The organism is Fictibacillus iocasae, assembly GCF_042665465.1.
Taxonomy (GTDB): Bacteria; Bacillota; Bacilli; order Bacillales; family Fictibacillaceae; genus Fictibacillus; species Fictibacillus iocasae.
In genome coordinates this window covers 219,921-231,988 of sequence record NZ_JBHTCP010000016.1, presented here as the reverse complement: position 1 = coordinate 231,988, position 12,068 = coordinate 219,921, and the positions used below count along the sequence as shown (strand labels likewise).

The window sequence follows — 12,068 nt, the reverse complement described above, 5'->3', positions numbered from 1 at the left end:
CTTGGCTTTATTGTCATTAACTGGTTAAAAGGTCCTAAACTGGCAACAAAGGCTGGCATAAGCACCAGCCTTTGTCCCTAAAAATCACTTGCCTTGTTTAGATTGGAAATCTTTGAATTCGTCATCTGTTTTTGGAACAGTGACCTCGCCTTTGATGATTTTCTGCTTGTACTCTTCTACCATCTTAAGTGCATCTTTTGAAACGTTTTCTTGTGTAGGCGCGATACCAACGCCATCCTTGTCAAGACCGAACTCTACGATCTCTCCACCTGGGAACTTGCCATCCATTGCAAGTTTTGAAACATCATAAACAGCTGTATCAACACGTTTAACCATTGAAGTCAATGTTACGTTTTCAGGCATTCCTTCTTCGTGCTGATCGCGGTCAACACCGATTACCCAAACATCTTTGCCGTTCTTTTTCAGGTTCTTCGCTTCTGTGAATACACCCATGCCTGTTCCGCCAGCAGCGTGATAGATGATGTCTGCGCCTTTTCCGTACATTGTACCGGCAATCGCTTGTCCTTTTTCTGCTTTGTTGAAGTCTTCAGCGTACTGAACCATCACTTCAGCCTTCGGGTTAGCGGCAAGTACTCCTGCTTTGAATCCGTTTTCGAACTTCTTGATCAGTTCACTGTTTACTCCGCCTACAAAGCCGACTTTGTTTGACTTAGTCTGCAGTCCTGCGATCAAACCAACAAGGAAAGAACCTTCATGCTCTTTAAATGTGATGCTCGCAACGTTCTTCTCTGGCACGACCATATCAACGATTGCAAGGTGTGCATCAGGCTTCTGCTGAGCAACTTGCTTGACGTCTTCAGCCATAAGGAAACCGATTCCGAAAATCAGTTTAAAATCTTGGCGGATCAGCGCGTTCAAATTCGGCTTATAATCACTCTGCGCGTTAGACTGAAGATATTTGAATCCTGTATCCTTCACAAGAGAATTGTCTTTTCCGAATTTCTGCATACCTTCCCAAGCAGATTGGTTGAATGATTTATCATCTACGCCGCCAGTATCTGTAACCATCGCGACCTTGAAGTTTTCCTTCTTGCTGCCTTTGTCTCCCGTTTTTGCATCATCAGATGAGCCGCAGCCTGCAAGAAGCGTTCCTGCAGTCAATACAGAGCTAAGCATTAAAGCCATTTTCTTTTTCATGAATATTTCCCCCTGAGTTTTAATGTGTTTAAAAGACGAAAAGAAGTAAAACCGTACCCCGGAAAACCACCTCCTAAAAAGAGTAAAAATGGTTAAAAGCGCTTTCTTACAACAGAGAACTGAAACTTATCTGCTCTGAAATAGTTGCAAGAATAAAGAACAGGCTGATCAAATTGATCATAATGCATCTGCATAAGAGCAAGCATAGGAGACTTTTCCTCACATTGAAGAATCTCTGAAATTTTCTCATGATAACCGATCGGCTGGATGTCCGCGACGGCGTACATCACCCGTTTACCTGCTTCCTTTTCAAGAAGGTCAAGCAGCGACTGGTGCTCATGGATGCCTTTCATCGGAAAAAGGTCATATGGAACATAATCCTCACAAAAAACGACTGGCTCCGAATCAGCGGTCCGTACTCGTTCGATGCGCATCAACCCGTTAGAGAGCGGACTGCCAAATTTGGCTTCTAGATCCTCTGGCGCCTTTATTTTTTCAGAAGAAAGAAAGATGGTCCCCGCACTCTTCCCGCCGCGTTCAATGGTTTCTGTAACGGATGAGAGGGCTTCGATTCCTGCTGAAAATAGTGCACGGGTCCTGACAAACGTTCCGACCCCATGCTTTCGGATGACAACGTTTTCATCTTCGAGAATTCGGAGCGCTTCTCTTAAAGTGGCCCGGCTGATGCCCAGCTGGCGTGCCAGTTCAAACTCAGAAGGAAGCTTTTCTCCTTCACTGTAGACGCCCTCTTCTATGTCTTTTTTAATCTTTTCAATGACTTTCACATAAAGAAGACGGTGGTCTACTTTGATTGACATACCCTACATCACACCTTTTATTCCTGATGCCAAAACGGTTTGTACCTAAAAGACTGTTACGTATTTGACATAATTTCTTAATAATCGACATTAATATACCATTTCTAATCTTATAAATAAATACTATTTTTAGAAATTTTTAATATTGACAGGCAATGACATTTCAGCATTACTAGGAAGCGAAGCATCGCCTGCCCTCATTTGCGTCCAGCACTACAGAATCTTGGCTGACACTAAGCATTTTGCACGAGCCTCAATAACAAGTTAAACATGATTATCACTATAAAAAAGCTGCACCAGCCTTCACTTGGCTGATGCAGCTTTTTTTAAGAGGAAGACGCTTCGCCGGACGGAATACTCGAAATGAGGACTTCTCTTGGCTTGCTTCCTTCATAAGGTCCGACGATCCCTTTCATTTCCATCACATCAATGAGTCTTGCCGCTCTGGCATACCCTACTCTAAACCTGCGCTGCAGCATGGAAACGGATGCTGTCTGCATGTCTACTACAAGCTTCACGGCTTCTTCAAACAGTTCATCCTCCGCTTCCATAGTAGGCTCTGCCTCTTCCGTCGGTATCATTTCGTTCTGATATTGAGCCTTCTGCTGCTGAATGCAATGCTCGACGACTTGTTCCGCTTCAGCGTCGGAGAGGAATGCACCTTGCACCCTCACTGGCTTGGATGAGCCGGCTGGAAGATACAGCATGTCACCTCTGCCAAGCAGTTTCTCTGCCCCTCCCATATCCAGTATCGTGCGGGAATCGGTCTGAGACGAGACACTGAAGGCTATGCGTGACGGGATGTTGGCCTTGATCACTCCTGTAATGACATCAACGGAAGGACGCTGTGTTGCGATGATTAAATGGATGCCGGCTGCACGCGCCATTTGGGCGAGCCGGGTGATGGCATCTTCCACATCGCCTGATGCGACCATCATCAGATCGGCCAGTTCATCAACAATGACTACGATATAAGGAAGTTCTGGCTGTTTGGCTTCATTCTTTGCGTTATTTTTACGAACACTTTCGTTATAGCCTTCAATGTTTCTTGTTCCGCTGTGAGAAAAGAGTTCATACCGCCTTTCCATTTCTGACACCACTCGCTTCAAGGCTTGAGCAGCCTTTTTAGGCTCGGTCACGACGGGGGCAAGGAGATGGGGAATGCCGTTGTACATGTTCAATTCGACCATTTTGGGATCGATCATCATCATTTTCACTTCATGCGGCTTCGACTTCATCAGAATGCTCGTTATAATCCCGTTGATGCACACACTCTTTCCGCTTCCGGTTGCCCCGGCAACAAGGAGGTGAGGCATTTTGGCGAGGTCCCCGATGATCGGCTCACCGGAAATGTCCCGGCCAAGCCCGACAGCAAGAGGTGCATGGTTGAGCTGAAACGGAGGAGCTTCTAGCACCTCCCTCAAACTCACCATCGCTACTTCCTGATTTGGCACTTCGATTCCAACAGCCGATTTTCCGGGAATCGGCGCTTCGATACGGATATCTTTTGCAGCGAGTGCAAGTGCGAGATCGTCACTCAGGTTAACGATTTTGCTGACCTTCACACCAGTATCCGGATACACTTCATATTTCGTGACTGCCGGCCCCAAATGCACTTTCGCCACTTTTGCTTTCACACCAAAGCTTTCAAACGTTTTCTCCAGTTTGCGGGCATTCAGTTTGCTCGCGGTATGCTGTCGATCTTTATGGCTGTTGTTTGATTTAGGCATAATCAGATAATCCATAGAAGGCAGCACATAATGTTCATTCGCAACGGGAGGCTGTTCAAATTGTACAACAGGTTCTGCTGGCCGTTCTTCAGCCTCGCCCGTTTGCTGTGTTCCTTGTTTACTATCACCCTCAAAGCCCCTTGAAGCAAATTTCAGCTGAACAGCAGGCGCCTGCTGCACATGTTGAGTGAAATCTTCGATAAGCAATTCATCGTCTTCGAGCTCGATATTTTCAGCGTAAACGGGTTCTGCATCTAAATCCTGCTCGTTTTCTTGCTGCATTCGTTTTTCTTCTGCCCGTGTTTCTTGTCTCTCTTTCATGCGTTTGTATGTATTTCCTGCTGATTTCCTGATGGTTTCGAGCACTTTTTTCAGAACATCTGATAAAGATTTACCCGTGATAAGAACGATGCTGATCACCATCAAAAAGAAAATGACCATTTTGGTGCCAGCTGCTGCAAACAAAAAGTAGCTTAAGGCAAAACAAATCGCCCCGATCATGCCGCCTCCAAGATCTTGCAGAGCAGTGTTTCCTTTGATCTGCATCCAATATAAATCCCATGTGTGATGGATGACCGATGCGTTCTTCCATTGCCCGCCGTTTGTCAGATGTTCAAATAGCGTGAGGTGGCTGAGCACTAAGAATGAACATAACATAATATAGCCGCCGGCTAATCGTCTAGTCCACATCGGCGGCATTTTTCGCTGGATAATTAAATACAGTGCTGCGGCAGTCGTTCCTGCTAACAGGACACCATACCACTCTCCTGCAAAAAAACGGAGAAAATGGACAGCAGCCAGTCCCACGTTCCCCATCCTGGCCATCGCCAACAAGGATAACGCTAGCAGAGACAATCCTGCCACTTCATACGTTAGCTGCTCTTTCCAGGCCGCCGCCTTCTTAGACCTTTTTTTATTCTTTTTTCCCATAACCTGTCACCTCTTTAGATGTCCTGCTTGCCTCTTTATGTAAGGCACTTACATACAGCTTCATTCGTCCGTGAATCGAACAGTCCTTGCACCGCATTTCCATATCCGTGGTCATTCGTTCCATTTTGCATATAAAAGTCAAAGAAAGCAGCCCTATTGCTGAAGGCTGCTGGAGAAACTGACTCTGGTTAAGTATATCATAACAGGACCATTTGTTCGTATTTTATTTAATTATTGAACCTGGCTGGCAATCGTCAAGCAGAAAGTGAGCAGGATCTGTGCTTAAAACCCTGACAATGCGATAAGATGAATGATCTTCCTTTTCGATGAGCACTGGTATGTTATTATACAGCATTATATTCTGCACAGCCTGCTCGCTTCCTTCTGCCTCAGGAAACATCAGTTCTTTTGGCATCATGGTGTACCACATTATTGCATCACATCCTGGCAGTCGTTGTCTTTTCTCTTTTCTTCGATGAAGCCATTCAGCTTTTTCAAGGCTTGCCCCACCCCTCCAACCTCATCGATCAACCCATATTGCACCGCATCTTTACCGATAACGTTTGTTCCGATGTCGCGTGTCAGGTTGCCTTTTGAAAACATCAGCTCTTTAAATTTTTCTTCTGTGATTTTTGAATGAGCGATCACAAAATTTATGACTCTCTCCTGCATCTTGTCAAGGTACTCGAAGGTTTGAGGCACCCCGATTACAAGCCCTGTCAGCCGGACAGGGTGAATCGTCATGGTGGCCGTTTCAGCAATGAACGAATAGTCAGCTGATACGGCGATCGGCACTCCGATGGAATGTCCTCCTCCAAGGACGAGTGATACGGTTGGTTTTGAAAGCGATGCAAGCATTTCAGATATCGCCAGCCCCGCTTCAACATCTCCTCCAACCGTGTTTAGAATGACGAGAACACCCTCAATTTTCGGGTTCTGCTCAATGGCGACAAGCTGAGGTATTAAATGCTCATATTTCGTCGTTTTATTGTTGGGCGGCAGCTGGACATGTCCCTCAATCTGGCCGACGATCGTCAAGCAGTGGATACTGGAGCCTTCCATCTGCGGGATGTTGGTCTGACCTAATGTTTGAATTTTACTTAACAGTGATCCCTGATCTTGCTCTTCTTTCTTTTCAGGTACATTCGTTTTTGTTTCTTCTTGAACATTGGGCTGTTCACTGTAATTCGGCAGTTCTGGCATATGGCATTCCCCGCTTCTCATTTTTTCTTAGTATGAGCCCATCGCGATGCTGCCATACACTCCATCCTTTGTCTGTCTACTCAGAGGCAAGCAGCTTTCATTAGGCGAGAAGCCGTCATGAATCTTTATTGGGTAGGGAAAAATAAAAACCCGCTTTATGCGGGCTTAAAAAAGTTAGATCTCCATGATGATCGGCATGATCATCGGGCGTCTTCTTGTTTTGTCAAACAAGAAGTGAGCCAGAGAGTCGCGGATATTCGATTTTAATGAAGACCATTCTTTCACTTTCTCTGCCATGCACTTATCAAGAACCTGTCTGACAAGCTCGTTCGCTTCTTGCAGGAGGGCTTCGCTTTCTCTTACATAAACAAAGCCTCTTGATATGATCTCAGGACCAGAAATAATCTGGTGTGTTGCCTTGCTGATTGTGACGACCACGACCATTATGCCATCCTGCGAAAGCAATTTACGGTCACGAAGAACAATGTTCCCGATATCTCCAACACCTTTTCCATCTACAAGAATATTGCCTGAAGGGACTTTGCCTTGCTTGCGGCCCTCGCCACCAGTGAACTCAATCACTTCTCCTTTATCCACGATAAAGATATTTTCTGGAGCCACTCCGGTTTGAACCGCAAGCTTTTGGTGCGCTTTTTGCATGCGGTATTCACCGTGGACAGGCATAAAGTATTTGGGTTTCATCAATGAGAGCATCAGTTTAAGTTCTTCCTGACTTCCGTGTCCGGATACGTGAACTTTCTTTTGTCCGAAAATAACATCAGCACCTGTACGCATCAGTTTATCAACGATTCGTGCTACAGCTGTCTCGTTTCCTGGAATCGGTGTCGCGGCAATAATGACGGTGTCGCTTTGGCGCAGCGTGATCTGGCGGTGCATGCCGTTAGCCATGCGTGACAGAGCGGCCATCGATTCGCCTTGGCTTCCTGTAGTCAAGATCACAACACGGTCTTCGCGATAATCGTTGATCGCATCGACCGGAATGATCAAGTCTTTCTCCATCGTTAAATAGCCGAGCTGTGTAGCGATATCGACAACTTTTACCATGCTTCTGCCGGAAACCGCGATCTTTCGGTTCGTTAGTGCCGCTGCATTCAAGACTTGCTGAACACGGTGAACGTTCGATGCGAATGATGCGATGATGATTCGCCCTTTCGCATTGCGGAAAGCGTCGATAATATCTTTTCCGACGGTTTCTTCCGATCCCGTCGCACCTGGCCGTTCAGCGTTTGTGCTGTCTGACAGCAAACAAAGAACGCCTTTTTCAGATAAAGCAGTGATTTTGTGATACTCGGTATGCTTGCCGTCGATCGGTGTATGATCGATCTTGAAATCCCCAGTATTTACGATAATTCCCTGTGACGTGTGAATCGCGATTCCTACTGAGTCTGGTATGCTATGGTTTGTACCGAAAAACGTGACTTTCGCACTTTCAAAAGGCACTTCTGTGTTTGAATCAATCAGTTCCAGTGTTGTAGACGCTAGAATTCCAGCTTCTTTCAGCTTTGCTTCTACAAGACCTAGCGTCAGTCTCGTTCCATAAACCTTAACCGGAACTTGCTTCAGTATGTATGGCAAGCCTCCAATATGGTCTTCATGGGCATGTGTAAGAAAAATCCCTTTTACCCTATCAATGTTTTCAGCAAGATAACTGACGTCAGGAATGACGATATCAATTCCGAGCATCTCTTCTTGCGGAAACATAAGTCCAGCGTCCATAACAAAAATCTCTTCGCCCGTGTCGACCACATACATGTTCTTGCCGATCTCGCCCACACCGCCCAAGGCGAATACTTTGATTTTTTCTTTATTCTGTTTTGACAATTTGTATAATCCTCCTATGCTGTATAAAAAATGAAACCCGGTCACGTCACTTGACCCTATTATATCCCACAATGAAAACCGAAAACAAGAAGAGAGCGTTAAAAAAGAAAAAAGAAGCGGTTTTGACGAGCCTATCTTTATAAGTGCCGTTATCGCTTGCAGCAGTTCATCCATAGCAAAAATAAAAGAACGTGGCCAGCTTTTCTGGTGATAGAATTCATTGAGCATGGCCGCCTGCCCGCAACCAGTTCCTGTACTGGCCGCTTTCACCACGATTCACACGTCAGACTTAGATGCACTGATACTTAGTTCCTAAACTTTTTGACTTCGTCGATTTCCTCTACTGTTAAAACGTTATATTTCATTAAAGTATAAAAGAAAAACTGGCCAAAATTCGGGCCAGTTCTACCGTGTGCTCTTATAATCAGCTTTTGTTGTTTGGTTATCTTTGCAGCGCAGCTGCCAACGATTTTCTTTCGTTTTCATCAAGCGGGAGAAGCGGCAGCCTAACACCGCCGACATCAAGTCCCTTCAGCTGAAGTGCCGTTTTTACGGGCGCCGGACTCGGGGCTTTAAACAGCTCGTTCATTACCGGCAGCAGTTTGCGATGTATAGAGGCTGCTTCTTTTACTTTTCCGTCATGGAAAAGAGCAATCATCTCCTGCATCTCGTTTCCGATCACATGTGAGGCAACAGAAACGACTCCTGCTGCTCCAATAGCCATAGCCGGCAGCGTCAATCCATCATCACCGCTGTACAACAAGAAGTCATCCCTTGTTTCTTCGATGACAGAAGCCATGAAATCCAGGTTCCCTCCTGCATCTTTCAATGCCGTAATATTAGGAACATCAGCCAGCCTTTTTACCGTATCAAGTGTAAATGAAACGATGGAACGGCCAGGTATATTATATGCCATTACAGGAAGTGATACGGATTCAGCAATCGCTTTATAATGGGCCACGATTCCCGCCTGGCTCGGTTTGTTGTAATACGGAGCGACGATCATGATGGCATCGGCACCTTCTGCCTCCGCTTTTTTTGAAAGCTCAATGGACGCTCTCGTATTGTTGCTTCCGGTTCCTGCGATAACAGGGACTTTGCCTCCTACCGTTTTTACAACATGACGGAGAAGGGCGATCTTCTCTTCATTCGTCAGGGTCGGGGATTCTCCAGTCGTCCCGGCAACGACAAGGCTGTCGCTTCCATTTTCGATAAGATGGCGGATCAGCTTGGTTGTACGGTTCAAGTCAATGTTTCCGCGGCTGTCAAACGGCGTGACCATCGCTGTGCTAATTTGGCCGAAATTCATTACCAACACTCCTTTAATGCTCTTTAATATGCTGTTCTACTATTTTATAAAGGCCTTCGTTGTTCTCTTGGTCGAGACGGAATGTGTGATGCAGCGCATTCACCGCTTCTATTAAATTTTCCCTTTTTACAAGCACCCAGATGGTTGTATGCGAGTCTGCTGACTGCAGTATCGGGATGTTTCGGGATGAAAGTGTCTCCACGATCGCCGCTGTCACTCCAGGCGTTCCGGCTATGCCAGCCCCTACAGCGGAGACTTTGGCACAATCGCGGGTCACCTGCGGATCATACCCTAAGGTACGAAGCTTGTTGACCGCTTTATCCGTCATCTCATCCATAACGGTATACACCACCCCCATCGGGCTGATGTTGATAAAATCAACAGAAATAAGTTCTTGAGCCATCGCTTTGAATACTTGGGTCTGCAGGTCGTATTGGCCGTCTTTGGCCAGCACCTTGATCTGCGTTATGTTGGAGACGTGGGCGATGCCTGTGATGACTGAATCCTGCACATCTTTTCCAGCACCGCCTTTTGTCATCGATGTAACAAGAGTGCCGGGCAGATCCGAATAGGTTGAACGGATTCGAAGCGGGATTTTCGCCTGCATGGCAATCTCTACTGCTCGCGGATGAATCACCTTCGCTCCTTGGTAGGCCATGTTGCAGATTTCGTTATAGGTGACAACAGAAAGGGGCCGCGCATCTTTTACGATTCTCGGATCAGCTGTCATCACACCTTCAACATCGGTGAAAATATCAATCCACTCAGCATTAAGTGCCGCACCTAGCGCACTGGCAGACGTGTCGCTTCCGCCTCTTCCCAAGGTTGTCACGTCACCGTTCTTCGCTTGTCCTTGGAAACCTGCGACAACGACGACATCATAGGTTGCTAGCTCCTTTTTCAGCCTGTCACACTTCATATCAAGTATCCTTGAGTTCCCGTGATCGTCGTTCGTCCTAAAACCAGCCTGGGGACCAGTTAAAGCGGTCGCTGATAGTCCGTTTCCGTTAAGCATGCTTGAAAATACTACAGAAGAAATGACCTCTCCGCACGATAGAAGGAGATCATACTCACGGCGCGACATTCTTTCTGTGCCGCCGGCCAGCGCTAATAGTGTGTCTGTCGCATAAGGGTCACCGCTCCTCCCCATAGCTGATACGACGCAGACAACCTTATACCCTTCTTTTACAGCTTTTCTTATATGTCCGAGCGCTTTTTCTCTTCCCGACTCTTCTTTCAGAGAAGTGCCGCCGAATTTTTGCACGACTATTTTCATAAAGTTACACCTACTTTGTGAGATTAAAGCAATCCGAGTTTCAAGAGGCTTTCTGCGATCTGCACGGAATTCCATGCTGCCCCTTTAAGCAGGTTGTCTGATACGATCCACATATGAAAGCCATGATCATTATCAGGGTCTTTGCGAATTCTGCCCACAAAGACATCCGGCAGTCCTACGGCACTTGCCGGCATTGGGTAGATCTGTTCTTCTGGGTTGTCTTGCAGAGTGATTCCTTCCGCATCAGAGAGAATCTCCCTTATTTCTTGCACCGATGCTCCACCTTTTTCAAATTCTGCATACAGCGACTCTGAATGTCCAGTAACGACAGGCAGTCGGACACATGTGGCAGAAATATGAAGATCGTCTAAATGCATGATTTTCTTCGTTTCGTTCATCATTTTCATTTCTTCGTAAGTAAACCCGTTATCTTGAAACAGGTCAATTTGCGGAATGGCATTGAAAGCGATTTGATAATGTTTCTTATCTGCGCCGCATGGAAGTATTTCTGGAGTGAACGCCTTCTCTTCAAGAATCGCTTGCGCCTGGCTTTTCAATTCTTCGATGGCTTTAGCTCCTGCACCAGATACTGCCTGATAGGTGGATACGACCACTTTTTTCAAGCCGAATTTTTCATGGAGAGGCTGCAGCGCAGCTACCATCTGAATGGTTGAACAGTTTGGATTGGCGATAATTCCTTTATGATCAAGAAGATCGTTTTCATTTACTTCAGGAACAACCAAAGGAACATTCGGATCCATACGGAACGCGCTTGTATTATCCACAACAATCGCCCCGCGCTTTACCGCTTCATGGGCGAGTGCATTAGAGACAGAACCTCCTGCCGAGAAAAGAGCAAGATCCACCCCTGCAAATGCTTCTGGCACCGCTTCTTGTACTGTATAAGACTGGCCTTTAAATTCTATTACCTGTCCTGCCGAGCGTTTGCTCGCAAGCAGAGTGAGCTTTTCAAACGGGAAATTTTTCTGTTCAAGTGTGTTCAGCATCTGCTGTCCAACCGCACCTGTCGCACCGACAACTGCGATATGCAATGGTTTGCTGCTCATTTTCCAAAACTCCTTTATTGTTCAGTTACGTTAGCTGATTTTGTATAAAATGCAGCATAAGGAGAAACAAAAGTTGTTTCTCCCCAATTACGTTACACGTATTATATCTTATTTTATCATAAATGTAAGTCCATATTTACTTGAGATTCAGGTGTACATCCGCAGTACAGGCTGCAGCTGTTTTTTCTCAAGCGCATGCTCTACAGATTCTACGAGCAGATCCATATGAGCGACAAGCGAGTTTTGTTTATTCACATGATCGTCCTGCCCGAACGGGATAAAATAGATGTTTTTCGCACCAAGCAGCTTCATGATGTTCATGCCATTGAGCCCCAGACCGTCATTCGTACTGATGCCAAGCAGAACAGGTGACTGGTTTCTTAACGTTGCCTTTGCCGCCATAAGAACAGCTGAATCGGTCATAGCGTTGGCAAGCTTAGAGATGCTGTTCCCTGTGAACGGGGCGATAACCATACAATCGAGTGGCGTTTTCGGACCGAACGGCTCAGCTTTGACGATAGAATCGACTGCTTCGATACCGGTGATCTCTGTGATTTTCGCCAGCCAATCTGTACCGGCTCCAAAACGGGTCGTCGTGTTCTGAACAGTATGGGTGACAAAAGGAGTAACTTTTGCACCAAGATCCACGAGCTTTTGTATTTGTGGAACGACTGCTTCATACGTGCAATGCGAACCGGTAAGGCCAAACCCAATATGCTTACCCTTAACATCCAT

General features: G+C 46.1%; 10 protein-coding genes. All 10 read right to left on the bottom strand.

All coding sequences use genetic code 11. The features are described from left to right. Positions 1-84: 84 nt before the first annotated feature. The 10 genes from ACFQPF_RS11090 to dpaB all read right to left on the bottom strand — a co-directional run bounded on the left by ACFQPF_RS11090 (position 85) and on the right by dpaB (position 12,068). Positions 85-1,158, bottom strand: a complete 1,074-nt coding sequence (locus ACFQPF_RS11090) for a BMP family lipoprotein (RefSeq protein WP_379749586.1) — start codon at positions 1,156-1,158, stop codon at positions 85-87. 92 nt (positions 1,159-1,250) lie between these two features. Beyond that, positions 1,251-1,976, bottom strand: coding sequence for a GntR family transcriptional regulator (locus tag ACFQPF_RS11085; protein WP_379749584.1), 726 nt, complete (start codon positions 1,974-1,976; stop codon positions 1,251-1,253). Between the two features lie 326 nt (positions 1,977-2,302). Continuing rightward, complete coding sequence (locus tag ACFQPF_RS11080; protein WP_379749582.1) at positions 2,303-4,636, bottom strand: FtsK/SpoIIIE family DNA translocase; 2,334 nt, start codon at positions 4,634-4,636, stop codon at positions 2,303-2,305. A gap of 223 nt (positions 4,637-4,859) precedes the next feature. Continuing rightward, positions 4,860-5,066 (bottom strand): YlzJ-like family protein, encoded by a 207-nt coding sequence (locus ACFQPF_RS11075; protein ID WP_379749580.1) that lies wholly within the window; start codon positions 5,064-5,066, stop codon positions 4,860-4,862. Continuing rightward, positions 5,066-5,839, bottom strand: a complete 774-nt coding sequence (locus ACFQPF_RS11070) for a ClpP family protease (RefSeq protein WP_379749578.1) — start codon at positions 5,837-5,839, stop codon at positions 5,066-5,068. Before ACFQPF_RS11070 ends, ACFQPF_RS11075 begins: the two co-directional genes overlap by 1 nt. A gap of 174 nt (positions 5,840-6,013) precedes the next feature. Further along, complete coding sequence (locus tag ACFQPF_RS11065) at positions 6,014-7,681, bottom strand: ribonuclease J (protein WP_379749577.1); 1,668 nt, start codon at positions 7,679-7,681, stop codon at positions 6,014-6,016. A 442-nt stretch (positions 7,682-8,123) separates the two neighbouring features. After that, positions 8,124-8,990, bottom strand: a complete 867-nt coding sequence (dapA, locus tag ACFQPF_RS11060) for a 4-hydroxy-tetrahydrodipicolinate synthase (RefSeq protein WP_379749575.1) — start codon at positions 8,988-8,990, stop codon at positions 8,124-8,126. A 13-nt stretch (positions 8,991-9,003) separates the two neighbouring features. Next, positions 9,004-10,266, bottom strand: coding sequence for an aspartate kinase (dapG, locus tag ACFQPF_RS11055; RefSeq protein WP_379749573.1), 1,263 nt, complete (start codon positions 10,264-10,266; stop codon positions 9,004-9,006). Positions 10,267-10,289: 23 nt separating this feature from the next. Further along, positions 10,290-11,333 (bottom strand): aspartate-semialdehyde dehydrogenase, encoded by a 1,044-nt coding sequence (gene asd, locus ACFQPF_RS11050; protein ID WP_379749571.1) that lies wholly within the window; start codon positions 11,331-11,333, stop codon positions 10,290-10,292. Between the two features lie 147 nt (positions 11,334-11,480). Beyond that, a complete protein-coding gene (dpaB, locus tag ACFQPF_RS11045) occupies positions 11,481-12,068 on the bottom strand; it encodes a dipicolinate synthase subunit B (RefSeq protein WP_379749569.1) in 588 nt (195 codons plus the stop codon).